The 25,614-nt window shown below is 46.9% G+C and carries 24 protein-coding genes; 7 read left to right on the top strand and 17 right to left on the bottom strand.

All coding sequences use genetic code 11. The features are described from left to right. Nucleotides 1–12: 12 nt before the first annotated feature. Nucleotides 13–1,275, bottom strand: coding sequence for a GTPase HflX (gene hflX / locus U2H13_RS09120; protein WP_160216864.1), 1,263 nt, complete (start codon nucleotides 1,273–1,275; stop codon nucleotides 13–15). Between the two features lie 129 nt (nucleotides 1,276–1,404). Continuing rightward, nucleotides 1,405–2,373: a stage V sporulation protein K gene (spoVK, locus tag U2H13_RS09115; protein WP_015417523.1), complete on the bottom strand. Its 969-nt coding sequence runs from the start codon at nucleotides 2,371–2,373 to the stop codon at nucleotides 1,405–1,407. Nucleotides 2,374–2,679: 306 nt separating this feature from the next. Between spoVK and U2H13_RS09110 the strand changes: the two genes are divergently transcribed. Continuing rightward, nucleotides 2,680–3,438 carry an N-acetylmuramoyl-L-alanine amidase gene (locus tag U2H13_RS09110; protein ID WP_022553310.1) on the top strand — a complete coding sequence of 253 codons (759 nt, stop codon included), beginning with the start codon at nucleotides 2,680–2,682 and terminating at the stop codon, nucleotides 3,436–3,438. 49 nt (nucleotides 3,439–3,487) lie between these two features. Here U2H13_RS09110 and U2H13_RS09105 read toward each other — a convergent pair whose 3' ends face one another. The 9 genes from U2H13_RS09105 to U2H13_RS09065 form a co-directional block, all read right to left on the bottom strand. Beyond that, on the bottom strand, nucleotides 3,488–4,108 hold the full coding sequence (locus U2H13_RS09105; RefSeq protein WP_014417835.1) for a hypothetical protein: 621 nt from the start codon (nucleotides 4,106–4,108) through the stop codon (nucleotides 3,488–3,490). A 48-nt stretch (nucleotides 4,109–4,156) separates the two neighbouring features. Continuing rightward, nucleotides 4,157–5,146 (bottom strand): class 1b ribonucleoside-diphosphate reductase subunit beta, encoded by a 990-nt coding sequence (gene nrdF, locus U2H13_RS09100; RefSeq protein ID WP_012117608.1) that lies wholly within the window; start codon nucleotides 5,144–5,146, stop codon nucleotides 4,157–4,159. 17 nt (nucleotides 5,147–5,163) lie between these two features. Then, nucleotides 5,164–7,266, bottom strand: a complete 2,103-nt coding sequence (gene nrdE, locus U2H13_RS09095; protein ID WP_007611605.1) for a class 1b ribonucleoside-diphosphate reductase subunit alpha — start codon at nucleotides 7,264–7,266, stop codon at nucleotides 5,164–5,166. Beyond that, the gene (gene nrdI, locus U2H13_RS09090; protein ID WP_071181774.1) at nucleotides 7,226–7,618 is read right to left on the bottom strand and encodes a class Ib ribonucleoside-diphosphate reductase assembly flavoprotein NrdI; all 393 of its coding nucleotides are present in this window, start codon (nucleotides 7,616–7,618) and stop codon (nucleotides 7,226–7,228) included. Before nrdI ends, nrdE begins: the two co-directional genes overlap by 41 nt. Nucleotides 7,619–7,877: 259 nt before the next feature. Continuing rightward, on the bottom strand, nucleotides 7,878–8,093 hold the full coding sequence (locus U2H13_RS09085; protein ID WP_003154062.1) for a hypothetical protein: 216 nt from the start codon (nucleotides 8,091–8,093) through the stop codon (nucleotides 7,878–7,880). Nucleotides 8,094–8,175: 82 nt separating this feature from the next. Beyond that, nucleotides 8,176–8,451 (bottom strand): YmzC family protein, encoded by a 276-nt coding sequence (locus U2H13_RS09080; protein WP_017417823.1) that lies wholly within the window; start codon nucleotides 8,449–8,451, stop codon nucleotides 8,176–8,178. Nucleotides 8,452–8,547: 96 nt separating this feature from the next. After that, on the bottom strand, nucleotides 8,548–8,769 hold the full coding sequence (hfq, locus tag U2H13_RS09075; RefSeq protein ID WP_003154064.1) for an RNA chaperone Hfq: 222 nt from the start codon (nucleotides 8,767–8,769) through the stop codon (nucleotides 8,548–8,550). 39 nt (nucleotides 8,770–8,808) lie between these two features. Then, a complete protein-coding gene (gene miaA, locus U2H13_RS09070; RefSeq protein WP_021493647.1) occupies nucleotides 8,809–9,753 on the bottom strand; it encodes a tRNA (adenosine(37)-N6)-dimethylallyltransferase MiaA in 945 nt (314 codons plus the stop codon). 98 nt (nucleotides 9,754–9,851) lie between these two features. Continuing rightward, complete coding sequence (locus U2H13_RS09065) at nucleotides 9,852–10,256, bottom strand: YmaF family protein (protein ID WP_376700778.1); 405 nt, start codon at nucleotides 10,254–10,256, stop codon at nucleotides 9,852–9,854. Between the two features lie 101 nt (nucleotides 10,257–10,357). Here U2H13_RS09065 and U2H13_RS09060 point away from each other — a divergent pair, with 101 nt between their 5' ends. The 3 genes from U2H13_RS09060 (at nucleotide 10,358) to U2H13_RS09050 (ending at nucleotide 11,450) form a co-directional block, all read left to right on the top strand. After that, a complete protein-coding gene (locus tag U2H13_RS09060) occupies nucleotides 10,358–10,627 on the top strand; it encodes a hypothetical protein (protein WP_232489691.1) in 270 nt (89 codons plus the stop codon). A 137-nt stretch (nucleotides 10,628–10,764) separates the two neighbouring features. Then, nucleotides 10,765–11,079, top strand: a complete 315-nt coding sequence (locus U2H13_RS09055) for a multidrug efflux SMR transporter (protein WP_007410378.1) — start codon at nucleotides 10,765–10,767, stop codon at nucleotides 11,077–11,079. Between the two features lie 17 nt (nucleotides 11,080–11,096). Continuing rightward, nucleotides 11,097–11,450, top strand: coding sequence for a multidrug efflux SMR transporter (locus U2H13_RS09050; RefSeq protein ID WP_007410379.1), 354 nt, complete (start codon nucleotides 11,097–11,099; stop codon nucleotides 11,448–11,450). 13 nt (nucleotides 11,451–11,463) lie between these two features. On the opposite strand, the gene U2H13_RS09045 is transcribed toward U2H13_RS09050, so the two are convergent. From U2H13_RS09045 to U2H13_RS09035, 3 genes are all read right to left on the bottom strand, one after another. Then, on the bottom strand, nucleotides 11,464–11,916 hold the full coding sequence (locus U2H13_RS09045) for an OsmC family protein (protein WP_014305039.1): 453 nt from the start codon (nucleotides 11,914–11,916) through the stop codon (nucleotides 11,464–11,466). 59 nt (nucleotides 11,917–11,975) lie between these two features. Further along, entirely contained in the window at nucleotides 11,976–12,683 is a 708-nt protein-coding gene (locus tag U2H13_RS09040) for a poly-gamma-glutamate hydrolase family protein (RefSeq protein ID WP_014417828.1), read from the bottom strand. A 255-nt stretch (nucleotides 12,684–12,938) separates the two neighbouring features. Continuing rightward, nucleotides 12,939–13,172, bottom strand: coding sequence for a hypothetical protein (locus U2H13_RS09035; RefSeq protein WP_038461471.1), 234 nt, complete (start codon nucleotides 13,170–13,172; stop codon nucleotides 12,939–12,941). Between the two features lie 178 nt (nucleotides 13,173–13,350). Here U2H13_RS09035 and U2H13_RS09030 point away from each other — a divergent pair, with 178 nt between their 5' ends. Together U2H13_RS09030 and U2H13_RS09025 are read left to right on the top strand one after the other, a co-directional pair. Next, nucleotides 13,351–14,679, top strand: a complete 1,329-nt coding sequence (locus tag U2H13_RS09030; RefSeq protein WP_257988732.1) for a S8 family peptidase — start codon at nucleotides 13,351–13,353, stop codon at nucleotides 14,677–14,679. A gap of 191 nt (nucleotides 14,680–14,870) precedes the next feature. Next, nucleotides 14,871–15,233 (top strand): hypothetical protein, encoded by a 363-nt coding sequence (locus tag U2H13_RS09025; RefSeq protein ID WP_007410383.1) that lies wholly within the window; start codon nucleotides 14,871–14,873, stop codon nucleotides 15,231–15,233. 33 nt (nucleotides 15,234–15,266) lie between these two features. Here the strand turns inward: U2H13_RS09025 and U2H13_RS09020 are convergent, their stop codons facing one another. Together U2H13_RS09020 and U2H13_RS09015 are read right to left on the bottom strand one after the other, a co-directional pair. Next, the gene (locus U2H13_RS09020; RefSeq protein WP_095060096.1) at nucleotides 15,267–16,022 is read right to left on the bottom strand and encodes a YoaK family protein; all 756 of its coding nucleotides are present in this window, start codon (nucleotides 16,020–16,022) and stop codon (nucleotides 15,267–15,269) included. Nucleotides 16,023–16,081: 59 nt separating this feature from the next. Further along, complete coding sequence (locus U2H13_RS09015; RefSeq protein WP_021493650.1) at nucleotides 16,082–16,516, bottom strand: NucA/NucB deoxyribonuclease domain-containing protein; 435 nt, start codon at nucleotides 16,514–16,516, stop codon at nucleotides 16,082–16,084. A 288-nt stretch (nucleotides 16,517–16,804) separates the two neighbouring features. Between U2H13_RS09015 and U2H13_RS09010 the strand changes: the two genes are divergently transcribed. Next, nucleotides 16,805–18,016 (top strand): cytochrome P450, encoded by a 1,212-nt coding sequence (locus U2H13_RS09010; protein WP_025649439.1) that lies wholly within the window; start codon nucleotides 16,805–16,807, stop codon nucleotides 18,014–18,016. A gap of 135 nt (nucleotides 18,017–18,151) precedes the next feature. Here the strand turns inward: U2H13_RS09010 and U2H13_RS09005 are convergent, their stop codons facing one another. Continuing rightward, nucleotides 18,152–25,609: a beta-ketoacyl synthase N-terminal-like domain-containing protein gene (locus U2H13_RS09005; RefSeq protein ID WP_376700776.1), complete on the bottom strand. Its 7,458-nt coding sequence runs from the start codon at nucleotides 25,607–25,609 to the stop codon at nucleotides 18,152–18,154. Between the last annotated feature and the right edge of the window lie 5 nt (nucleotides 25,610–25,614).

The raw sequence follows: 25,614 nt of genomic DNA, 5'->3' as shown, positions 1-25,614 counted from the left end.
TGTATACCTTCCTTACATGAATTTCATCAGTTCTCCGAGTATGCTTTGTTCTTCCTGTACATAACCTGAGACTTCGTAGCGTTCATTTTCTTCATTAAAATAAAGGCTGTCGATCATGGTCTCTGATTTGATGCGTGACATCAATTTGCCTTCGGCGGCAGGCACATGAACTTCATACGGCGTCATCAGCTCCCGGCGCAAATAAGATTCGATTTCCGCTTTTAGTTTTGCTTCATCCCCGGCGATTCTGGCGCTGATCATGATGTGGCCTTCTCCCGCTGTCGGGATGAAGTCAGGAAGTGTCTCATCACGTTTGTTATAAGCGGTCAGCACCGGAATATCATCTGCCTCAAGCTCTTTTAACAGACCGAGGACCGTCTGTTCATGTCCGGCATAATCTTCATTGGATGAATCAATGACATGAATGATCAAGTCTGCTTCCTTCACTTCCTCAAGCGTTGAGCGGAAAGCGGCAATCAGCGTCGTCGGCAGATCCTGAATGAAGCCGACCGTATCAGACAAAAGGACGCTGTAGCCGCTTGGGAGCGCCATCTTTCTCGTCATCGGATCAAGTGTTGCAAACAGCAGATCTTCTTCATAGCTGTCTGAGCTCGTTAATTGATTGAACCATGTTGATTTTCCGGCATTGGTATACCCGACGAGTGCAGCCTGAAGCACGCCGTTCTTTTTTCGTCTCTCCCGATAACGGCTTCTGTGGCGGATAACCGTTGAAAGCTGCACGTTAATTTCGTGTATGCGGTTTCTAATGTGGCGCCGGTCTGTTTCAAGCTTTGTCTCACCGGGCCCTCTCGTCCCGATTCCGCCGCCTTGTCTTGAGAGATTGATTCCTTGTCCGCTCAGACGCGGCAGCGCGTATTGAAGCTGGGCCAATTCGATCTGAAGCTTTCCTTCTCTCGTCTTCGCCCTTTTTGCGAAAATATCCAAAATAAGCTGCGTGCGGTCGATGATCTTCGCTTCAATTGCAGTGGCGAGTGATTTAAGCTGGCTCGGTGACAGTTCATCATTAAAAATGACCAGATCCGCTTCAAGCTCTTCACACAGCGCCTTCAGCTCGTCTACTTTCCCCTTGCCTATATATGTAGCGGCATCCGCTCTGTTCCGTTTTTGCGTAATCCGGGTCAGCACCGTTCCGTCAGCCGTTTTTGTCAATGAAGCAAGCTCTTCCATGGAATGTTCAAAGTGCTCATCTGTCATGTGCGGAAGCTGGCAGCCGACCAAAATGACCGTTTCTTTTTTTCCTTCCTGTTCGTTCAAATGGATGTTCCTTTCTGTGTCGTATTGGGCAGTAGTACTATCATACCAAACCCGCAGGGCGTATACCACACATCCGGCGGGTTTTAAAGAGAGAAATAAAAAAGAGACCCCTCAGACCGGCTGAGAGGTCTATTCGTGAGCTGCCGCCTCATCTTTTATAAGTAAATCCTGGCTCTTGATCGTCATTAAATCGTTTTTTAAATATTGGTCTCCCATTAAAAGTCTCATAGCCTGAGCGCGGATCGATTTTTCAATCACGTTTCTGACAAAGCGCCCGTTGCTGAATTTAATGGGGCTTGTCGTGCTTTTCACTGTCATTAAGTAATCTTTTAACTTCCACTCGGCTTCCTGGCTTAATTGATACTCCCGCTCTGCTATCATGCGCTTTGCGATGTCCATCAGCTGAGTGACAGAGTAATCCGGAAAATCGATGCTGATAGGGAAACGCGATTGCAGGCCGGGATTTAATGACAGGAAATGTGTCATTTCTCTCGAGTACCCTGCCAGGATCAGAATAAATTCATGCTGTTTGTCTTCCATATGCTTGACAAGCGTATCAATCGCCTCTTTACCGAAATCCTTTTCTCCGCCCCTTGCAAGTGAGTATGCTTCATCAATGAATAAAATGCCGCCGAGCGATTTTTTAATCAGATCTCTCGTTTTTTGCGCCGTGTGTCCGATGTATTCACCGACCAGATCGGCACGTTCCGCTTCGATCAGATGTCCTTTGGAAAGCACGTTCATTTCGAAGAAAAGCTTGCCGATCAGTCTCGCGACGGTGGTTTTCCCGGTGCCGGGGTTCCCTTTGAACATCATATGAAGAGCTTGTTTTCCGACTTTCAGCCCTTGTTCGGCCCGTTTTTGGTTGACGAATATCCACGCGTAAATTTCTTTAATGTTGCGTTTCATTTCTTCCATACCCACTAATGTGTTCATTTCTTTTTCAATTTCTTTCAGAATGCTGTGCTTGGCTTCATTTTTTTGCAGGGCGGCCTGATATTCCGCCTCAGCTTCCGCATTTGTCAGCACTTGCTTTTGGCCATTAAGAATAATGTTAATTTGTCCGTTATTTTTATAGGTTACAGCGCGCTCCAACATGCTCACCTCTCTGTTCTCTCTTTATCTTACTCATGATGAAGCGGTTCCGTGACATCCGCCTATCATCATGAGACCCGTTTTCCTCTTTATCTGTCACTTTTTCCGTTCTCTTCGGGAATGATGTTGAATCCTGCGCTTTCCCGAGAAATATTTTTCATTTCTTATTGTATTCAGCAGAAACGGGAGGACAAACCATTTATTTTTATTTTCCGGGAAATGTTGGGTATATTTCTCATTTTTTTCATGAATGACAGCCGTACAAGCACCTTTTGAATATCATCATATGCTGTAATGAGGTGATGGAGAATGGTTAAAATTTTTATAGACCCCGGTCATGGCGGAACTGATTCAGGTGCAACCGGAAACGGACTTCAAGAAAAAGCGGTCACGCTGGAGATCGCGCTGGCTTTGCGCACGATTCTGACGAATGAGTATGAAGGAGTTTCTGTCACGATGAGCAGGACAAGCGATAAGACGGTCAGCCTGACGGAAAGAACGGATGCCGCCAACAGCTGGGGCGCAGATTATTTTTTATCCATTCATATTAACTCAGGAGGCGGAACCGGATTCGAAAGCTATATTTACCCCGGTGTCGGAGCGCCGACCTCGACTTACCAATCAGCCGTCCACACGCAAGTGATTCAAGCATCAGGTTTTAATGACCGAGGAAAAAAAACAGCTAACTTCCATGTACTGCGGGAGACAAGTATGCCGGCGATTTTGACGGAGAATGGTTTTGTTGATACGTCAGCTGATGCAAACAAACTGAAAACAGCCAGTTTTATTGAAAGCCTTGCAAGAGGACATGCCAAGGGCTTGGAGCAAGCTTTCGGTCTAAAAAAAAAGGCTGACTTATATAAAGTGCAAATCGGTGTATTCAAAGTGAAAGCAAATGCTGATGCGCTTGCCGCCGATGCGGTGTCTAAAGGTTTTGACGCGATTGTGCTTCCAAAAGGCGGCTTATTTAAAGTGCAGATCGGCGCATTCTCTTCCAAAGATAATGCTGAAGCGTTGGCAGCACGGGCCGAAAAAGCCGGATTTGATGCCTTCATTGTGCAAGACTAAATGAAAAAACCCCTGCTCTCCCTTTTTTGGGACGAACGGGGGTTTTTTGTTATTGAAGTATATCGGCGACAAACTGAGACCAAGCTTCAAGACGCTGATACACATTTTCCTCTTTCAGTTCGCTCAGTTTCATCCAGCGCCCGGCGATTTGATCTTTTTCTTTCACTTCGACTTGTGCCGCAGACGCTAACTGGAGCGCAGAAAGGATGCCGATATGCACCTTCCCTACATCGTTTTCATCATCATTGATCAGGCCGAGTGTGACAATGTTTTGTTTGTCCTCCTCGCGAATGTACAGTTCTTCCGCCAGCTCCCGGTTGGTATTCTGTTTCAGCACTTCCGAAAATGAAGCCGCCCCTTCCATAGGGTTCATGTGTCCGCCGAAACCGAGAGAAAGCTTATTATGGAGGCGCGATTCCCCTCCGCCCGCGAGCCGTTCATACACAAACACCTCATCATCGCGGCGGATGACGACATACGGAATCGGCTGTTTAAATCGCGGGTCCTCTTCCGCGTCGCCTCTTCTGATTTCAAAAAAATGCGCCTCAATTTGAGCCATAATGTTTACGATACGTTCATCCTCGCTGTTGACTCCCTGAAATGTCAGCATTTCGTTTTGAAAGACGTCACTCCGCGGTGCAGCCAAGATGATTTCATCCATTTTATTCATGCCCGTTCCTCCTGTCTTACCTCTCCATTCAAGCCAAAAGAGCAGATATTATATCTGCTCTTCATCTTGGCCAAAATAAAAATCTTCGTCCTTAATCGGTTCTACCGTCGCTTTTTTGTAGCCGTTCCCTTTCATGGAGAAGAAATCATGTGATTTTGTTTTGGTGTTTAATCCGTTTAATACGATCGGATTAATATCCTCTTCTTCAAAGTAAGGATCGAACCCTAAGTTCATCAAAGCTTTATTGGCGTTATAGCGGATGAATTTCTTTACATCGTGTGAGAGTCCGACTTGATCGTACAAGTCCTCTGTATATTCAAGCTCATTTTCATATAACTGATTCAGAAGGTCAATCGCAAATTCACGAAGCTCTGCTTTTTTCTCTTCTGTCTGTTTATTATAAATTTCCTGAGCAAGGAGACCGACATACACGCCGTGAATCGCTTCGTCACGAAGGATCAGGTTAATGATCTCACCGCTTTGCATCAGTTTTCCTTGCCCGTAGAAATATAACGGATAATAGAAACCGCTGTAGAAAAGGAAGCTTTCCAGATAGACGGAAGCAACCATCGCTTTGAACAGTGAAATTTCATCATCTTTTTGAATGGCTTTGTAAAGCCCGACAATCATTTGCGCTTTTTTCTGCAAATATTTATTTTGTTTAACCCATTCAAATACTTCATTAATCGTTTCAGTCGGAGCAAGCGTCATAAAAATATTTGAATATGATTTTGCGTGCACCGCGTTTTCCATCATCGCCATGAAATTAAGAACCGCTTTTCGCTGATGGCCTTCGACGTGCTCGGCCACAATCGGCATGCCCGTGTTCCCCTGCTCTGTATCAAGCAGTGTCAGGCCGGCGAGCACCTTCATGTACGTATCCTGCTCATTTTTACCCAAATACTTCCAAGTGAGAAGATCGCCGTTTAATGCGATCTCTTCCGGAAGCCAAAACTGCTTTACGTTTTGGTTGTAAAACATTTGGGTGAAATCATCTTCATGCTTTGACCAGTTTGCTGCGTCATAAATTTTTGTCACTGTAAACTCTCCTTTAATCAAACGACACAAGAAAGACAGCTGTCCTGCCCGGTATCTTTCGTTCTTGCATAGTAAATGGTTTTGATGCCTCTATGGTGGGCATACAGATCAATACGGTTCAGATCACGAGTTGTCATCGTATCTTTCAAAAACAGGGTAAAGCTGATTCCCTGATCGATATGCTGCTGGATTGTCGCGATCATATCCACCACTTTGAACATGTCCATATCATAAGCTTCTTTGTAGAAGAACCAGTTATTAGACGCTAACCCCGGCATCGGGTAATACGTTTTTGAATTTCCGTATGTTCTTTCTTCGATCCGTTCCATGATCGGCATAACGGACGCCGTGCTGGATTGGACGTAGGAAATGGAGCCTGTCGGCGCGATGCACAGTCTGTAGCTGTGGTACATGCCGTTTTCAGCGACAAACGCCTTCAGCTCTTTCCAGTCTTCGATTGTCGGAATGTGCATGCCTTCAAAGAGCGCAGCGATTTTTTCGTATGCCGGTGAGAACTCTTTTTCGATGTATTTATTGAAATATTCTCCCGTTGCATAAGTGGAGCCTTCATAATGCTCAAACGTTTCGCCTTTTTCTTTCGCAAGCTCAGCTGAACGCTGGATGGAATAAAAGTTCACCATCATAAAGAACGTATTCGCGAAATCTCTTGCTTCCGGGCTTTCATACGCGATGCCGTTTTGGGCCAGGTAGCCGTGAAGGTTCATGGCGCCTAAACCGATTGACTTCATCGCTTTGTTCGCGCGTCTGACTGCCGGCGCGTTGCGGATATCCGTCGTCTCAGATACATGAGTCAGGGAATCCGTCGCGAGTTTCACCGTGCGCTCAATCGATTTATGTTTCATGACATTCAAAATATTTAATGAACCAAGGTTGCAGGAAATGTCCAAGCCGATTTCGTCTTCCTCGTCATAATCTGTGTAAGCCGAAACCTGTGACGCCTGAAGCACTTCAGAGCAAAGGTTCGAGAATTTCACTTTTGATACGTGGTTATTCGCGTGCTCTTTGTTTACGTTATCCTGGAACATAATGTACGGATAACCTGACTCAGAACGGAGAACGGCAAGCTTTTCAAGCAGTTTGCGCGCATTCACTTTTTCTTTTTTGACACGCGGGTTGTCGACAAGCTCTTCATACATCGCCGTCATGTCCATTTCGTCCATATGCTGGCCGTATTCTTTATAAATCGTATGCGGATAGAATACATAAGCCGCTTTATCCTCACGTGCAAGCTCAACGAACTTATCCGGAATGACGACACCGATAGAAAGCGTTTTGACGCGCACATCTTCATCCGCAGAAATCTTTTTCGTATCAAGAAAATCATTGATATCGCGGTGGAAAATATTTAAATACGCCGCGCCTGAGCCTTGTCTTTGGCCCATTTGGTCAGCGTAACGGAACGCATTATCAAGAAGCTTCATGACGCCTACAACACCTTTTGTGGCGTTTTCAACATCTTTAATCGCTTCGCCTTTCGCGCGAAGCTTGGACAGATTAAGAGAAACCCCGCCGCCCAATTTAGACAGCTGCATGGAAATATCGATCGCCCGTGAAATATCGTTTAAGGAATCATTGACTTCGAGCAAGAAGCAGCTCACCAGTTCTCCGCGGCGTTTTCTGCCGGCATTCAAAAATGTCGGTGTACTCGGCTGATATTCCTGGTTGATCATCAGGTTTACATATTCTTTTGCTTTCTCAGTGTCGCCGTTTGCGAAGAACAGCGCGACGATTGAGATTCGGTCCTCATAACGCTCGAGAATTCTTTTCTTGTCATTCGTTTTCAAAGCATAGTCATTATAAAATTTAAACGCACTCATGAAGGAAGGAAAACGAAACTTCTTTGCGTAAGCGGTCTTAAACACTTCTTTAATGTCTTCAAAAGAGTAAAGGCTTAAGAATTCCTCTTCGTAGTATTGGTTTTCAATCAAATAATCCAGCTTCTCTTTTAAATCGTGAAAGTAAACTGTGTTTTGATTGATATAGTCAACAAAATAGCTATGTACAGCCTCTTTATCTTTATCAAACTGGAATTTTCCATCTTGTTGGATCATGATTTCGTTATTTAACTGGATCCATTTTGGCACTTGATTTTGTGACAAGTCTTTCTACCTCCTGAGTAAACAATTCAACGTCTTTAGATGTGCCGCTGAGTTCAAATTTGTGCAAGATCGGCACCTGATATTGTCTTGAAATGGTATCGGCGCTTTTTGCAAAGTTATCGCCCCATACTTTGTTGCCGCTCGCAGCGACTCCTAATAAGAGATGGGCGTATTTTTCGAGAAATGATTGTGTTGATGCCGGTACCTGGCCGAAGTTTGTCGTGTAGGTGACCAAAACAAACGGAGTGTCCACGTGGTCCGTTTCGCCCACCTTGCGGATCAGCTGAAAGTCTGTTTTATTCACAAAACGCTGAACATTCCCTGTCTTTGAATCAAATATGATTTGAACCATCCTTATCACGACCTATCAAAAATAATGAATCTCTTAACACTATATATAGTATACTAACCTCTCAGAAAAACACAACATATTGAGATCGATTTATAAAAAATTCATATTTTTGAAAGAGCGGACTTTGGCTCTGGCCCGATTAACGCCCAAAAAAGAGAGCAGAACGAGAATCATCTCTCATCCTACTCAAGGTGTCATGTGTAAGCCGATGTCTATCATAACATGAAAAAAAACTGCTTAGTAGTCTAGACTTTTATTCTTATTTTTTGTAAGAATCACATTTTTTTTCGCTTTCAACGGTTTCTTCAATCTCCACATCAGCACCGATTTCTTTCAGCACGGCTTTCAGAGCGCTTGTGATGGAAGCCTCTCTGATCAGTTCTTTGCCGTCAACGATGATGCTGGTTCCATATTCATAGCAGGAATCATCTTCACAAGTTTCTTCCCAATGGTTGATTATCACCTTGTGTTTCAATCGTCTCACCCTCTGCATGATCAATGTCAGTACTTAGTGTAGCTTGTGCGGCCCGCTTTGTAAATTCGAACGCTTGTGAAATTTATTCAAGCTCATCCAGCGCCGTTTCTTTTTTCAGTTCGATTTTATTCGTTTTTTCATCATAGCGGTATATTTTTAAGTAACCGTCCTCAACGATGCCGAAACGATTATGTTCCAGCTGCACCATGCCTTCTGTCTGCGGTTCAGTATCCGCCAAGCCGCCGTCATCATCCGTCACCACCGTCTCATGATTGCTGCAAGCTCCAAACAGCAAAAAAACAGCGATCCAAACGAGCGTAATCCTGATTCTTCTCAGTTCATTTTCACTTTCGAACACGATTTTCCGAACCCCCTTTTATGTTTCCGATATACAGCCTGCAATATACAGATGCGCATAGAAAAAGACCATTGTTCATGGTCTTTTTCAAAAAGTCTATTCAAGCTCAAGCTGGACGTTTTTTTGCGGGGCGAACGTGGAGATGGCATGTTTATAAATAAGCTGCTGCTTCCCCTCCGTTTCGAGCAAAACGGTAAAGTTGTCAAAGCCTTTTACCTGGCCGCGAAGCTGGAAGCCGTTGAGTAAAAACACCGTGACGAACGTATTGTCTTTTCGGATTTGATTCAAAAACTGATCTTGAATATTAATCGGTTTCATGTTTCGTCCTCCTTGGTTCTCAATACAATACTGTTTCGATTAAATTTCCAGTTTTCCTGCTATGCACTCGAAAATTTCCTTTTTTTTCTGCTCAATATCAACAGGCGGCGTCATATCTGTCCATGAAACGGGCATTTTATTGCGAAACCAGGTCAGCTGGCGTTTCGCATATCGCCTAGAATTTTGTTTTAATTGCTCCACAGCCTGAGGGAGCGGCACTTTTCCATCAAGATATTCATACAGCTCTTTATAGCCGATCGCCTGAATCGATTGGCTGTCCCGGATATTCATATCATACAGCCGCTTTACTTCGTCAAGAAGGCCGGTTTCCAGCATCAGGTCAACGCGCTCGTTAATCCGGCCGTATAGCACTTCTCTGTCCATTGTAAGACCGATAAGAACCGCATTGTAAAGCAGCTCCCGTTTTTGGGTTTTAAGATGCTCTGACATTGTTTTTCCCGATACATGCAGGATTTCGAGCGCGCGGATGACTCTTCGCGTATTGTTTTGATGAATGGCTGCCGCCGCTTCCGGGTCGGCTGCCGCAAGATTGGCATGAAGCGCTTCCGCCCCTTCTTCAGCTGCCAGTTTCTCCATGTGCTCCCGGAATACAGGGTCGCCGGAGTTTTCCGTGAACGTATAGTCATACAGCACGGACTGAATGTACAGACCCGTCCCCCCGACAATCATCGGCAGCTTTCCTCTATCGGCAATCTCGGTGATTTTTCTTCTCACCATTTTTTGATAATCCGCCGTTGAAAAAGTGTCGGACGGCTCCAAAATATCAATCAGGTGATGCGGCACGCCTTCTGTCTCTTCTTCGGTGACTTTGGCCGTTCCGATGTCCATCCCTTTATATACCTGCATGGAATCTCCGCTGATGATTTCCGCATTCAGCATTTTCGCGAGTCCGATGCTTAGTTTTGTTTTTCCGACTGCCGTCGGTCCGACGAGTATGACGACAGGCTGTTTTTTATTTTTCAATATGTATCACTCTCTTTTATAAATCTCCCCCTAATTATAGCATTCATTTCTTCAGGCACCTATCCATTTTGCCCTTTTTCCTGAGCGCTAAACGTCCACTACCACCCGATCGGCTCGTTTCCGACAACCTCTCTCGTTTTTCCTTCGAGTGTATGGCGGTGCGTTTTCCGTCCTTCCTCCCGCGGATCGTAAACGACGCCGCCGTGCTGGATCTGAATCGGCTCATTGTAGGCGGCAAAGGTGGTCTCTGAAAGCTCATGGTAATGTGTTCCGTCAACCCTCGGGATGGCAGGGCCGGAAATGCCGTAATACCTATGAAAATGGCCGTTTTCAAACGAGGTGATGCCCGTATAGAAATGTGTATGCTCATCTGTATTGCTGCCGTTCTCCGGCTGCGAAAAGCCTTCGATCAAATGGTAATGCCCCTGCACTACATCCGTAACCGCCCGGTATGCGTGTGTGTGCGGAGGTTTTTTTGACCAATCGGACTGATACAGACCCACAAAAGCTCACTCCTTTATTTTTTTGATAAACGCCCAATCAAAAATTGGTGGGCTGAATACTCTGTTATCATCTCAAATTTATTCTTGGAGGTACCTTAATTATGAATGAAGAATACACATACGCAGTAGATAGTGATATGAGACCGTTTGGGCGGCCTGGATTTGGGTTCGGACGGCCGGGTTTTGGATTTGGATTCGGACGGCCGGGTTTTGGATTTGGCCGGCCTTGGTTTGGTTATGGATTCGGACGGCCGTTTGGTTTTTACGGCGGACCGTTTTTCGGAGGGCTTGTCGGGGGGCTTGTCGGAAGCGCTTTATTCAATCCGTACTTGTACGGGGGTTACGGCTACGGCTATCCGTATTTCTATTGACGAATCAAAAAGGCTCCTCCCCGGGGGCCTTTTTGTATAGGCCTAATGTCTTGACTTGGCGGGCAAAGTTCGGATATTATTTTATTTTACTGCCTTAAACAAAAGGCATAAGGATTATGATGAGAGGGGGATTTGATATGATTCTGGGTTATATCTTCCTCACAATTGCTATTTTATCAGAGTCAATCGGCGCGGCCATGCTGAAAGTCTCCCGCGGATTTACGCGGTTTTTGCCGAGCGCGCTTGTAGTGGCAGGCTATTCATTGGCCTTTTATATGCTTTCACTGACACTGAATCTCATTCCGCTCAGCTTATCCTATGCAACATGGAGCGGAGCCGGAACGGTGCTCGCATCCATTATCGGAGCGAAATGGTTTCATGAAAAACTGGACAAGCAGGCCGTCATCGGACTCTTTTTCTTATTGGCCGGTGTCATTTTGATGAATTGGTAGAAAGGAGAGGCATGCTGATGAAAGGATTACTCTGCCTGGCATTAGCCATTGTATCAGAAGTGTTCGGGAGTACGATGCTGAAGCTGTCGGACGGTTTTACGCACCTGTGGCCCGCTCTCGGCGTCATTGCCGGAATCGGAGCCTCTTTTATGTTTTTGAGCTTCTCATTGAAAAGCCTTGATTTATCCGCCGCATACGCGACATGGTCAGGTGTCGGCACAGCTTTAACGGCAATTGTCGGCTTTTTTGTTTTTAAGGAGGCCATGACAGTCAAAATGATGATCGGGCTTGTTTTGGTCATCACGGGCGTCATCCTGCTGAACCGTTCCAAGTCCCAAAAAGCTAAAAAAAATCAAACGGCCCGGAGCTGACCGTTTGAACTCGTCAAGCGCGGGCAGCTTTTACTTCAACCTCAAGCTCCATCTCCACGTTTCCTTGGACCGCTCGTGAAATCATACATGAGGACTCCGCTTTTTGCGCTAACTTCCTGGCGAGCGTAAAATCCGTTTCGGCTGCATCCGGCTTTAATAATATAAACGGGCGGTGAATGATTTTCTGGTACGTGAACACACCGTTCGTGACGTCTACAATTCCTTCAGATTCCATATGTAGATCTTCTTTATCCAGGCCGCTTCTTTCCATCATCGCCGCAAGCGTTATAATATAACAGGTCGCGGCCGCTCCAAGCAGCATTTCATCAGGATTTGTGCCTTCTCCGGGTCCGTCCATTTCCTTAGGAATGGACACAGCCGTCTCCAGCCGGCCGCTTTTAATATCGCCGACGTCGTTGCGATTTCCGGGCCAATTTGCTTTTAAATAAAAGTGATGTTTTGCCAAGGGACAAACCTCCTTTTTTTCAGTTTACTCATCTTTCACTGGTTTGTCTTTTTTTAAGCTCACGAATACTCTTGATTGATCACTCTTTTTATCGTACGGACAAACCGGTAAAATTCCTCCGTTTTTGTGAATTCCCTTTCGCGGTAATCAAAATTATCAAAAAACGCTTCCCGCTGTTTTCTGCTGATCTCAAGCTGTATGCTCAGCCCGGTTTGCGCCTGGTTATTGATATTTTCGGTGTCAACCCCGGCCAGACCGGTTTTTGAGGTTGCCAATTCTGCAGAAAATCCGTTTCGTTCGAGAGCTCTCACCAATTTTTTCGCCCGCTTCCGGTCGCTTCCTCCGACAAGAGTATTTTTCTCGTCGCCTTTATAACCGTGAACTGCGATAACATAATGGTGCTGCTTAATACTTTCGACTGCTGAAGGCTCATCGAACTTGGTGCTCGTAATATGAAGAGTCTGGTTATCATGCGCTTTTAATCCCTCAAACAGGTAGGTTGAATAATCATCCCTGAAAGAGCGGACGATCTCGCTCACCCCGCCCTCAATTCTCCCTCCGTGCGGCGACATGATCAATACGGGGCTCCCCTTTCGCTTATTGTACGATATATGATAATCATCGGGGTCTTCGTGTTCAGCCAGATCTTTAAAATCTGTGTATGTATCAGAAGAATTCGAGGGATCAGGGTCTGACGCATAATGAGCACATCTTATTAGTAAGACCATTGCTACGATAATGATGACATTAAGTAAAATTCTTTTCATCAGCTCTCCTTCTTTGCTCCTTTCTGAAAAATGACATGTTCATTATATGGATTTTTGTCAATAGGTCTTATCTTAACATTCTATTAACATTATCATCAGTGAAAAACTTCCCGGTTTCGAAAAATCAATGGATTGTCACGGTTCAAGCGCTCAAATGCCGGGCATCAGTGAAAAAAGGTTGAGAGAGGGCAAAAAAAAAGGGAGGAACGCCCGAATTTTCAGGGGCGGGAGATTCACGGCCGGAAACGGACGGCATCAAGAATACGCTTTTAAAAATGAATATCCGCCTCCCGAAGCAAATGCGCAGGACAGAATGGAGCCCGTCAAAAAAGTTCTCATCTGCCTTTTTGTACAGCAAAATGCCGTTTCAGCCCGCTCATCCCCTTTTTTTATAATAATGGTCCGTTTTGAAATGGAGCCGTCTTTTTTCATATATATAATATCAATCGGAAGCTGTTTTTCCAAGGAATGTCTCAATATTATGTTCATGTATATACCTCCTTCCGCCGGCTTCATTATAAACGAACAAACGTTCCGTTTCAAATCGATTTCTTCTCCTGAAAAAGCCGCAAGTAACCAGCTCTCCTGAAGGACAAACAAACTGACCGAACATACGGCCTGTTCATATGGTATAGAGAGAATCGCCAGAATGGGAGGAAAAGTATATATGTTTGGTTACTCAATGGTACAAATGGTGCGGTCAAATGCTCATAAGCTGGACTGGCCGCTCAGAGAAAACGTCTTACAGTTATATAAACCTTTCAAATGGACACCTTGCTTTTTGCACAAGTTTTTCGAAAAAAAGGTGAAAAACAGAAAGAAAATGTCAGTCATCATTGAATTTGAAGAGGGCTGCCATGAATCCGGTTTTCACAGCACAGGACAGGTCTTATTAAAAGAAAAACGCTGCACCATAAAAAAGCAGTTTCAAACAATCAATTGCTGCAGCGCCGAAGTCACTCCGTCCGCCCTTCACATGCTTCTTTCGCAATGCCGGGATATCCGTAAAATCTATTTAAACCGTGAAGTAAAAGCGCTCCTTGATACGGCAGCTGAATCGTCTCATGCAAAAGAAGTGACCCGTAACGGCACCGTATTAACAGGAAAAGGCGTAACCGTCGCCGTTATTGATACCGGAATCTATCAGCATCCCGATTTAGAAGGCAGAGTTATCGGATTTGCGGACTTCGTCAACCAAAAGACAGAACCGTATGACGACAACGGGCACGGCACCCATTGCGCCGGTGATATTGCAAGCAGCGGCGCTTCATCTTCCGGTAAATATCAGGGGCCGGCGCCGGAAGCCGATCTGATCGGAGTCAAGGTTTTAAACAAATCAGGATCAGGAACCTTGGCTGATATCATTGAAGGTGTGGAATGGTGCATACAATATAATAAAGAACACACGAAGAATCCGATCAGAATCATCAGCATGTCACTGGGCGGAGATGCGCTCAGATATGATAAAGAAACGGACGATCCGCTCGTCAAGGCCGTTGAAGAGGCATGGAATGAAGGAATCGTCGTCTGCGTCGCCGCGGGCAACTCCGGTCCGGAAGCTCAAACGATTTCAAGCCCCGGTGTCAGCGAGAAGGTCATCACGGTAGGCGCCTATGATGACAATAATACGGCCGGCAATGAGGACGATACGGTCGCTTCATTCTCAAGCCGCGGCCCGACGGTGTACGGAAAAGAGAAGCCTGACATTCTTGCGCCCGGGGTCGATATCGTATCTCTCCGTTCTCCGCGTTCATATCTTGACAAATTACAGAAATCAAACCGGGTAGGCTCCTTGTATTTCAGTCTGTCGGGCACGTCCATGGCCACTCCGATCTGTGCTGGCATTGCCGCCTTAATCCTTCAGCAGAACCCGCAGCTTTCGCCTGACGAAGTGAAAACATTGATCAAACAAAGTCCGGATCAATGGACAAATGAAGATCCGAACATTTACGGAGCGGGCGCAGTAAACGCTGAAAACGCCGTGCCGAAAGAGTAACCTTTTTATCATGAGAACGGGGTCGTCTAAACCTGCAGATGACTCCGTTTTTCAGGTGAACAGATGAAACATTTATAATGAAGGAACTCGGAATGCTTCAGAACCGGCTGTCAGAAAAAAAGATCAATCAAGGCAGTGTATTTCTATAAAAATAGGGAATAAGTATGGTGTAGATAAAAGGAGGAATCACAATGGCACTTACAAACACCGAATTGTCTGAATGGCTGCAAAAACAGATCGGACAAACGCTTGATATCAGAAAAGGAGAGCTGACAGACAGCCGAAACGAGATTTCTGATATGGACCAGATCATGCTTCACCTTGATGATGTTCTCGTCCGCCGGACAAACCATCCCGATGACTATGTAGCGGACGAAGAGCTCGTCTTAAAAGGGCACGGCACAACCTATACGGAGGAAGGAAATGTCCCGCTTCCTCAAGATGCGTATGAAATCCCTCTGCTCGGCGATATTACCATCCAAAAGGAGCAAGACGGATTAAAGGTACATACAGATCGGGCCGTGTATACAATCGGGACCCGGAAAGAGCAATAAAAAGAAAAAACGCCCTGAACCAGCGGCGTTTTTTTATTGGTTTTTTTCTTCAGAATATCCGTGGAACATCGTGAATGCGCAAAGCATAATGCCTAAAATAATGATAATCGGAAGCCAGATCACGGCAAACTTATAATCCGGTTCGGCAAAAGCGCCGATGACCGCCCCAAAGCAATACAGAACCAAGGCAAGCGCGCGCAAAACAACATCTCTCGTAAACTGCTTCCGCTTGTCCGCTTTGTAAAACCTTGCGGTGAGATCTTCAAAAAAATTAGCGAGCGTTCCCGTTAATACGGTCGTGGAAATCCCCGCTACACCAAGTTTTCTCGCGGCTGTCGTCTGCATTCCCATTGCGAAGCTGAGCAGCATAATCAGCACATAAACAGAAATTGCGTCTGCAAAAAAGCAAGAGAACAAAGCAAACAGCAGCAAAACAGCTCCTTCAATAGCTAAAGCTGCAGTTACCGCAGGGGGCCAGAATGATTTCTTTTTATTGCCCACAAGCAGGGCCGCGGCAATAACGCCGGCAATAAATCCGATTAACGAGGTTAACGATTTGAGTACGGCAAGGTGCCATGAGTTGCCGATCGCCAGGCCGAACAGAACGATGTTCCCCGTCATATTGGCGGTAAAGATATGTCCCAGGCTTAAATAACCGATCACATCCACAATTCCCGCTGTTAAACAAAGAAGTAAAAGTGCAATATTTCGGTATGTAGTCACTGTCAATGTGATCCAATCCTTTCTCATGCTGATTCCAACATATAAGTTTACTCTTTGCCATTTCATATGTCCAGCCGGCGTGCCGCTTTTTCAGAGCATAAAAAAACTCCGGCGAACCGGAGAAGCTACTGAACGATAAATAGTACTCTCGTGCCGTCGGAGTATCCGCTCATTTGATTTCCAACCCATGAACCGGCCCCGCGGTTATCCGACGGGGTTACATATCTGATATCAGCCCCCGCCCCGCCTTCTGTGCAGACTGCCATGGGCCATTCATCACGGTCAAACCCGGGCTTTGTCGGAATTCCTTTCAATGATTCTTTCCTTCTATTCTCCGCTCCGCCCCGATCAATTGTACAAATCTCAGAATGACCTGCCGAAATGGCGTCTTTTATATGATTTCCCGTCTCCGGATATTTTGACAGCGGGAAATACAGCACCTGATCGTATCGGGATGCGGCACGAGCAGCACTGTCCGAATGGATGCCGGCGCCCGTAAGGCCGACCTGAAGAGAGATCACCAAAAGCAGACTTGCCGCCCATTTCATAAACGCATTCATTCACATCCTCCTTAAGAAGTTGATATGAAGCGTAAATATGTATATTAGCCGGATTTAACACACATGATGAAATGGAAAAAAAAGTTTGCTGTTTTGTTGATAATCAACGAAAATGGCGGCTTTACGATTTGTCTATTGAACCGGCTTCTGTTTCCTTATATATTTTAGTCATACTTATGAGCCGTTGTGATCAGTGTCTTCGGCAGATAAAAGGAGGAATGCCGTCCGGTCGGCAGGCACCGGCTGTTTGTTATGTCTTTTCAAAAACATGAAGGCGGGGAAATCCAGATGGAAAAAACAATGTTTCACCCACACTCACCCGAGTTTCACGAAAACCCTTTTGCGGTTTTAAGCAGATTCAGAGAGCAGGACCCCATACATAAATTCGAACTGCAGCGTTTCGGAGGCACCTTTCCGGCTTGGCTCATCACGCGTTATGATGATTGTATGGCGTTTTTAAAAGACGGCAGAATTACGAGAGATGTAAAACGGGTCATGCCGAAGGAGCTGATCGCGAAGCTGAATGTCAGTGAAGATATCGATTTTGTCTCAGAGCATATGCTGGCAAAAGACCCTCCGGATCATTCACGTCTTCGATCTTTGGTGCATCAGGGGTTCACTCCCCGGATGATTGAGCAGCTTCGCACCGGGATAGAGCAGATCACAGAAGAGCTGCTGGATGAAATGGAAACAAAAGCAGACCCTGATATCATGAGAGATTTCGCCGCACCGCTTCCGTTTATCGTCATTTCCGAACTGCTCGGGATTCCGAAAGAGGACCGCGCCAAATTTCAAGTGTGGACAAACGCAATGGTCGACACGTCAGAAAGCGGACAAGATGCGACCAACCAGGCTCTCAAAGAATTTAAACAATATATGAAAACACTGATCGAAGAAAAAAGAAAACATCCGGCTGAAGATCTGACAAGCAAGCTTATTTACGCTGAAGAGGACGGCCAAAAGCTGAGTGAATCAGAGCTGTATTCCATGCTGTTTTTGTTAGTCGTTGCCGGGCTTGAAACAACGGTTAACCTTCTCGGCTCCGGCACCCTGGCGCTTCTTCTGCACAAAGACCAGATGGAGAAGATAAAGCGGCAGCCCGAAGATATCCAGACGGCAGTCGAAGAGCTTTTGCGTTATACCTCTCCCGTCATCATGATGGCGAATCGATGGGCGATTGAAGATTTCACTTATAAAGATGTTTCTATTAAAAAAGGTGATATGATATTTATCGGCATCGGTTCAGCCAATCGGGACCCGGAATATTTTGATGATCCTGATACATTAAATATAGCGAGAACACCGAACCGTCATATTTCTTTTGGATTCGGCATTCATTTTTGTCTCGGGGCTCCGCTCGCCCGGATGGAAGCATCCATTGCCTTTACCGCGCTTTTAAAACGGTTTCCGAATATAGAGCTGAAAGGCGCGCCCGAGAATGTAACATGGAGAAAAAATGTGTTTTTGAGAGGGCTTGAAACATTGCCTGTCAGATTTTAATATCGTCCCCCTGTTATTGGGGGTTTTTTTAATGTCTTATAAACTGAAATCAATATGACAATGAAAATTTAGTACATAGTGAATTTAGTTCTATATAGATAAAAAAAGCGGCCGGATTGCTCCGGCCGTTCTCTATTACCGTTTTACCAGCTCATTTGTTTCGTCCAGCTTTTTTCTGAAAGATTTAAGGAAATTTGCGCTGATCGTTCCTTTGTTTGCGTACAGTTTTTCGCAGAATGCCTTAATGGCGTTTTGCGGCTTTGGTTCCGACAGCATTGTGACATGATTGGAAGAGTGAACGTCCAGCAGGTGAAACTGTTTCATCTGGCGTTCCCATTCTTTCCAATACGCATCATGGTCTAACGGGATTTGTTCTTCCTCTGCTGTCAGATAACGTTCAAGATCTCCGAGGAACAAACCGCTTTTATTACGGAAGTAGTAGCATTGCAGCGCTTCCGGATGAGGCAGCGGCTTCATGTCATACTCTTCCATTCCGTAAGCGAGCTGCGTCTTCATCATTTGCTCCAGCTGCATCCGGATCGCTTCTTCGGATTTTGGCAGACCGCGCTTTTTGGCAAGGCCGGTCAATTCTTTCAATACTTCTTCTTCCTCAGCCTGGACGGTAATGTCTTCTCTGCTGATTAATGCCTCTTCAAGGTTTTCAGGCTTAAGATATGCTGTAAGCATCGTATTGATCGTTTGCAGCATGACCGACTTAACAGATGGTTTTCTTTCTTTCCATTTTTCACTGTACGGGGTGTCGATCATGACGGCGCTTTTTACCGTATGACCTTCCTCCTGCAAGAGGCGCGCGGTTTCATATGCAAGCATTCCGCCCAAGGAATATCCGCCGAGGTCATAAGGCCCTTTCGGCTGTACCGCTTGGATGATTCTCATATAAGAAGCGGCCGTCTCTTCGATTCCTTGCAGCGGCTCTTTCCCTGTCAAACCTCTTGCCTGGATGCCGTAAAAAGGTCGCTGACTCTTTTTGGCGAATGGCTGGTATGCTTCAACGCCTCCCGTTCCGCCGTGAAACCAAAAAACAGGACGGCCTTTTTCTCTATCATTCAGCTTGACGAGTTCTGGAAAATTTCGGCCCGCCTCCTGCGATTGGTTCGTTTTTAACAGCATGCTAATCTCCTGAACAGTGCTGCATTTCTGAAGAGCCTCCAGACTGATGCGGCTGTCTCCGTCCTCAAGTTTCTTCAACAGCTGAATAGAGGAGATTGAATCGAAGCCGTATTCAGTCAGCGGCTTATTTTGATCCATTTCCGCTGGCTCCATCCCCAAGATGTCTGCCACAATGTCAGCCGCGCTCTCGCAGCGGATCTGAGGATTCTGTGATACCGGTGCAAGGCTGATGTCTTCTGACTGACCGCCGTTCCAATACTTATGGTTTTCAAAAGGATATGTCGGAAGCGGCACTCTTTGAACAGATTTGCCTTGGTGGAGTCTGTCCCACGGTATATCCGCACCTTTCACCCAGCAAAATGCAAGTTTTTCCAGATTGTTTTCAGCCAACAGCGTCTCCGTGACGACTGTACCGAGAGTCCCTTCCAGTAAAACGCCGATATCTCCTGATCCAGTCTGCTGACTGCCTGTAAAGAAGCTTTTCATTCCATTGCTTTCTTCGGAAAATGCTCTGTACTCTTTCAGTTTTTCCAGCAATTCATCTTGATTGCGGGCAACGAGTGCCAGGCGGCAGTTCATCGCCTCACGGCCGGTCTGAAGCGTATAAGCAATATCCCGCAATGACGGAGTATCTCCAGTTTGCACAAAATCAGCCAGCTGACCTGCGGCCGCCTTAAGACGTCCTTCGCTCTTAGCAGAAAGCACGATAAGCTGCGGTTCACACGCAGATTCTTTGTCTTTATGGCTCGGGCTGTACTGTTCCAAGACGACATGCGCATTCATGCCGCCGAAGCCATAGCTGTTAATTGCGGCCCGGCGCGGAATCGGTCTGCCCGTATGGTCGGTGAGCTGTGTCCATTCCTGATTGTCTTCGGTGAAACGGAAGCGGCTTTTCTGAATGGCCATTTGCTCATTTGCAGCTGTAAATCCGGGAATGCCCGGGATGGTATGATGCTTCATGGCCATCACTACTTTTATAAGGGCGGCCAGTCCGGAAGCGAGTTCGCCGTGCCCGATGCAAGGTTTCACGGTGCTGATATAACAAGGCGCGCTTTCCTCTTGATTTGCAGACTCGCCGTAACCCGCTTTGATTGCATTAAACTCCAGCGCATCTGCCATTTCGGAGGCAATGCCGTGCGCTTCAATATAAGTGACGGTTTGCGGATCAATATCGGTGTCTTCGTACGCTTTTTTCATCGCGGCCTTCATTCCCGCCGGATTCGGTGCGTGAAGCGACATGCCTTTACCGCCGTGAGACACTCCTGTTCCTTTAATGACCATGTGAATATGATCGCCGTCTTCAATTGCCGCCTCAAGCGGTTTGATGATGATCACGCCCGCCCCTTCGCTTCTGACAAAGCCATCGGCATCTTTTTGGAACGATTTCGCCCGGCCGTTTTTGCTTAAATATCCCATTGAGTCAAAACCGATAAAGCCCTTCGGCGATTGCAGAATATTGGCGGCCCCCACGACAGCCTGCTCACATTCGTTATGACGGATTGATTGAACCGCCCTGTGCAATGCCACCAGCGTTGACGTGCAGGCAGCCTCGTAATATTCACTCGGTCCTTGTAAATTCAAGGCATATGATATTCTGTTCGGAATGATGGACGGGATGGCTGTTCCATTGTTCGGATCGCTGTTGCCCGCGGCAACGAAAACGCCTGTCGGTCTGCTTGATAACGCCTTATTTGTCAGGCCCGCATCCTCCATTGCCTTCCATGTATGCATCAAAAGCAGAAATTGCTCCGGCCCCATTTGTGATGCCTCTTTAGGGGAAATTCCGAAAAAGAGCGGGTCAAATTCGCCGACACCGTCAATAAAACCGCCCCATCTGAGACTCGTGTCATTCTCATCACCGGCGTAACGGCGCCAGTCCCAGCGGTCCGCCGGAATTTCGGTAATACAGTGATCCCCGTTTACGATGTGCTCCCAAAAAGACTGGATATCCGGGGATTGCGGAAACTGAGCTGACATACCGATAATCGCGATTCCTTGCTTGATATCGGCGTTATCACAAGGCGGATGCTGTTTCTTCGGTAAAGTGCGCTCTTCTGTTTCCGTGACCCTGGCCTCTTCTGAATGCTTATGATCGGCAAGCAGTTGAGAAAACTTGCTCTTATATGCTGACGCGAAGTGGCGGGTCAGCTCCTCCGCGGTCGGATACTCGAAAAACAATGTTGGATTCACATCGATGTCCGCCTCTTGGCCGATCTCTTTTGTCAGCCCGATCAGGCTCGCTGAATCAAGTCCCAATTCCATGATATTCGCGTCAGACGGGAGAGATGGCGCGGGTTCATCCATCATCTTGGCGAGCTTGCCAAGGACGTAGCTGCGGATATCATCTGTCAGACTGCCGGAAGAAATCGGTGCTCCCGCATTCTTAACAGCCGTTCGGGCCGGCTGATTCATCTGTTCGGTTTTCGGGCGGAACCGTTTCAGGGCATAGCCTTCAAAACGCATCACCACTTCCGATCGGCTGCTGATGACATCTGCGTTAATCAGAATCATTTCCCCCGTTTGTTTGGCCAGCTTGATGTGCAGCCAGCAATCGGTAAGATCTTCCGGGCTGCTGAAGGTGACGGAATTAATGCCGAACGGCAGATAGCTTTCCGCCTCCGTTTGGTCCAATAAAGAAAGCGAGGCCAAGTAAGCACTGTTGGCGATTAACGGATTTACGGCATAATGATGTGCTTGTTGTGAGTCGCTATTGTTCAGGTTCACTTTCGCTAAAACGGCATCAGAGCCTTTGTACAGGCGGGTGATCGTTTTAAATTCTTCTCCCCACACGACAGTTCCCGTTCCGTCTCCGTATAACTCATCTATCCGGCCCACTTCCCGGTAAGAGCGCTGAATGGCCGCCAGATCCGCGTGCTGCTTTTGAAACGGATACGGGCTGCACTCGGCATACGCCGCTATGCTCCAACCGGGAGACGTGAGGCTGCGGTGCATTATGCTCAGTTCAAATCCATCCCCGTTTTGTTTCGATTCTGTTTTCAGCTCGATGCGATCGCCTTTTTTTACGGTAATGGGGCTGACGTAATTCAGTTTTTTAATTTGTCCTCCTTCCGCTTCAGGAAAAAGATCACAAAAACGATCGACTGCCAGACTGTTATATGTAGCGCCGACGAGTACCGGTTCTCCGCTGAATTGATGCCCTTTCACGTATGGATCGTCATCACTGTATACCGCCTGAACGCCGGCAGCGTTTTCTGATTCACCGAATTGAAAAGAAGTCCCGTGGTCAAAAGCGTAGGCCGGCAGATGAACGGCGTGCTCCTGCTGCAACTGATCAAACGCGATATTCTCTCCTTTTTCCCATTGCCGCGCACGCCGGCCAATATCAGAATCGGAGAAATTGAGATTCCGCTGATCCATGCGGTAAGCGGCCAGCTTTTCCAGCAGTTCCAGAACGGAGGAAGCCGTAAATGCCGCACGATACTCCGAATGATGCGTTCTTTTTTGCAGCGCGGATGCGATGGCGGCCGGATGAAGAGATGGCGTCTTTTCTAAGAAGGCCGCCAGTCTCTCAAGATAGGCTTCAAAACTCCATTTTGTTTTCGCTGACACAGGGAAAATGTATTCCTCATCGCCGTGACGGGCCTGATCGGAATTCGGGCTGATATATTCTTCTACGATGAGATTTGCATATGCCCCGCCTGCCCCGAAGGAATTGATCATGCTTCTCCGCGGTATGATGTCTCCCGTCTCGGCATCCCTTATACGCTCCCAATACTCGGTTTTCTCCTGCAGGTAAAAAGCCGTTTGTTCAAGCGCGATATTCGGATTTTGCGGTTTTGCATTAATGGTCGGAACTAATGTTTCCCGCTCCATTTGCAGCAGCACTTTCGCGAGCTGGGACATGCCGGAGGCCGCCTCTAAATGCCCGAGATTTGACTTGACGGATCCAAGCGCGCAAAAACGTTTTTTATCAGTATATTGCGCGAACGCATTTGTCAGGGCAATGACCTCAATCGGATCTCCCAATACAGAGCCGTTTGCCGCTGATTCAACATAACTGATTGTTTCCGGATTGATTCCGGCCTTGTCGATGGAAGCCGCCATGAGCTTCGCCTGCTGTTTCGGATCCGGAGCCGTGTACATCTGCCTTCCGCCGCTATGACACAACGCGCTGCTTTTAATGACCCCGTAAATATGGTCTTTGTCGGCAACCGCTTTGGAGAGCGGCTTCAAGAGCACCGCCCCGACTCCTTCTCCCGGCATCAGGCCCGTGCCGGTTCCGAAGCTTTTGCTTTCACTTCCCTGTTCAAGCAAATTCGCCCGTTCGAGCGCATCATATTTAGACGGTTCAAGCGTGAGATTGACCCCTCCGGCAATCGCCATGGAACAACTGTTAAGCTTCAGGCTTTCACAGGCGAGATGAATGGCGCTCAGTGAGCTGGAGCATGCGGTCGTAACGCCCATGCTCGGGCCCGTTAAATTGAAAAAGTGGGAAATGCGGTTGGCGATATGCCAATCCCCTCCGTTAGAGCTGAGCGCAGCTTTTTCCAACGACGGGATATTCCAGAAATATTGATTGTACATACTTCCCATAAATACACCGATGCCGCTGTCTGATTCCTGCCATTCGTTTACTCTTTCTAACGAGTAACCGCCGGTTTCAAATGTTTCCCATACGGTTTCTAAGCTTAGACGGAGCTCAGGCGTCATCTCCATCACATGGTCTTCCCGGATGTCAAACAAGTGATGGTCAAAAGCGTCAATATGCTGCAGAAATCCGCCGTACCGTGTTTTGCGTTCTTCTTTTCGTGTTTCTTTTGCCATTGTTTTCAGAAGACCGGATTTCCATCTGTTTTCCGGAGCTTCCGTAATACAGCTGTCTCCGGCTTTTAAATGCTCCCACAGCTCATCGAGGGTTTCAGACTCGGGATAGCGGCCGCTGATGCCGATAATGGCAATGTCGTCACGATCAGAACGATTAACGGTGACGGTTTCTGTTTCCGGCTTTGGCGCTTTTGGCTCTTTTTGTTCAGTGATAAATCGCCGCGTTTCCGTGACAAGCGGCACCGGTTCATTCATTGCAGGTTCCGGATGCTCCGTTTCAGGAGGCGCTTGTTCGGCTCCGAATGCCTGTTGCAGCTTATCCGGGTAAGTTTCCAGCAAATACTCGGCAAGTTCTTTCGTATTCGTGTGTTCAAATAAGACCGTTTTCGGCAGCTCGCCCGTCAATGTTTCCAGTTCACGGATAAAATTCACCTGCAAAATGGAGTCGATGCCGTATTTTTCAAAGCTGGTTTCCGGCTGAATGCGCTCGGGAGCAAGCTTTATGGACTTGGCTAACGTTTCTTTTATGAAATGCACAGTCCGGTCTGTGACTGAGAAAGACGGTTCTGTGAAATCAGCCGGCTCTTTGGAAGCCGCAATTTCTTCAACCGCCGTCGCGTCCGGCTGCTTTTGCCTGATGACGCCGTCGCTTTCTGCCGCCACGATCTGCTGGCCGAGGTGATGTGACGATTCCGCCATAAATGTAACGTACCGATATCCCTCGCTTTCCAGCGCAGACTGCCACGCTTCAGGATACAGCCCAGGGCATCCGGGAATACGCAGTTTGGCGTCTTCATACAGCCACCAGCCTTCCAAAAGACCGAATGTCAGATGAGAATAAACCGAATGGCTGCTGATCTCATTTAATAGCAAAATCCCATTCTTTTTAAGCACCGCTTTGGCATTGCGAAGTGTCCGCCGAATATTTTTTGTCGCGTGAAGCACATTTGCCGCAATTACCGCGTCATATGCACCCGCCTCTATACCCTGCAAAGCCGGGGGCTCTTCCACATTAAACCGCTTATAAGTCAAATACGGATTGTCGGGACCGTATTCTTTTTCAGCATGCATGAAAAAGGCCTTTGACAGATCGGTGTAGCAATATTCTTTCACATGAGGTTTGACCTCTTTTAATCTTTTGAAAACGGCCGCGCTCGTCCCGCCCGTCCCCGCTCCGATCTCTAATATCCGGATTTCCGCGTTCGGGTCTTCTTTCAGGCGTTCTTCAATGAAAGCCGTCAATGTGTCAGCGAGCACCTCATTAAAGTAGTCTGCCGTTTCATTGTTTTTATAGATTCCTTCAACCAATTCCATTGAGGAATCAGGAAACAGAACATCAGTGGCAGAAACTCTGCCGGATAAAATATCCGGCAAAGCTCTGAGAGCGGTCTCCACTAAGGTGATCATCGCCTGTTTGCTGCTGTCCTTGAGTAAAGGAGCTTTCTTTTCATCCCATTCTTGCCACAGAACGTCCGCACGCTCTATCGGACCCGTTAACACATACGTACTGCCAGACTGTTTCAAAAAGCCTTTTTGCACCAAGATGGAGATGCTTTCTTCCAGCCACCTGCCGTAAAACCCCTGCATGACAGGCTGCGTTTCGTTTTCCGTAAAAAATCCGACAGATTTCAGCTGGCCTGCCAATAGTTTGTAAAGAAGATCTTCAGTGTTTTGCAAAGCCG

Source organism: Bacillus sp. A1 (assembly GCF_042296235.1).
GTDB classification, from domain to species: domain Bacteria; phylum Bacillota; class Bacilli; order Bacillales; family Bacillaceae; genus Bacillus; species Bacillus velezensis.
Note: the sequence above shows the minus strand (reverse complement) of the source record. Positions and strands in the feature narration are given on the sequence as shown.

Excerpts from the sequence above, each read along its gene's own strand:
- spoVK (WP_015417523.1), bottom strand. The coding sequence starts at position 2,373 with ATGTTGGAGCGCGCTGTAACCTATAAAAATAACGGACAAATTAACATT.
- U2H13_RS09110 (WP_022553310.1), top strand. The coding sequence starts at position 2,680 with ATGGTTAAAATTTTTATAGACCCCGGTCATGGCGGAACTGATTCAGGT.
- U2H13_RS09105 (WP_014417835.1), bottom strand. The coding sequence starts at position 4,108 with ATGAATAAAATGGATGAAATCATCTTGGCTGCACCGCGGAGTGACGTC.
- nrdI (WP_071181774.1), bottom strand. The coding sequence starts at position 7,618 with ATGGTTCAAATCATATTTGATTCAAAGACAGGGAATGTTCAGCGTTTT.
- hfq (WP_003154064.1), bottom strand. The coding sequence starts at position 8,769 with ATGAAACCGATTAATATTCAAGATCAGTTTTTGAATCAAATCCGAAAA.
- U2H13_RS09060 (WP_232489691.1), top strand. The coding sequence starts at position 10,358 with ATGAATGAAGAATACACATACGCAGTAGATAGTGATATGAGACCGTTT.
- U2H13_RS09055 (WP_007410378.1), top strand. The coding sequence starts at position 10,765 with ATGATTCTGGGTTATATCTTCCTCACAATTGCTATTTTATCAGAGTCA.
- U2H13_RS09050 (WP_007410379.1), top strand. The coding sequence starts at position 11,097 with ATGAAAGGATTACTCTGCCTGGCATTAGCCATTGTATCAGAAGTGTTC.
- U2H13_RS09040 (WP_014417828.1), bottom strand. The coding sequence starts at position 12,683 with ATGAAAAGAATTTTACTTAATGTCATCATTATCGTAGCAATGGTCTTA.
- U2H13_RS09035 (WP_038461471.1), bottom strand. The coding sequence starts at position 13,172 with ATGAACATAATATTGAGACATTCCTTGGAAAAACAGCTTCCGATTGAT.
- U2H13_RS09030 (WP_257988732.1), top strand. The coding sequence starts at position 13,351 with ATGTTTGGTTACTCAATGGTACAAATGGTGCGGTCAAATGCTCATAAG.
- U2H13_RS09025 (WP_007410383.1), top strand. The coding sequence starts at position 14,871 with ATGGCACTTACAAACACCGAATTGTCTGAATGGCTGCAAAAACAGATC.
- U2H13_RS09020 (WP_095060096.1), bottom strand. The coding sequence starts at position 16,022 with ATGAAATGGCAAAGAGTAAACTTATATGTTGGAATCAGCATGAGAAAG.
- U2H13_RS09015 (WP_021493650.1), bottom strand. The coding sequence starts at position 16,516 with ATGAATGCGTTTATGAAATGGGCGGCAAGTCTGCTTTTGGTGATCTCT.
- U2H13_RS09010 (WP_025649439.1), top strand. The coding sequence starts at position 16,805 with ATGGAAAAAACAATGTTTCACCCACACTCACCCGAGTTTCACGAAAAC.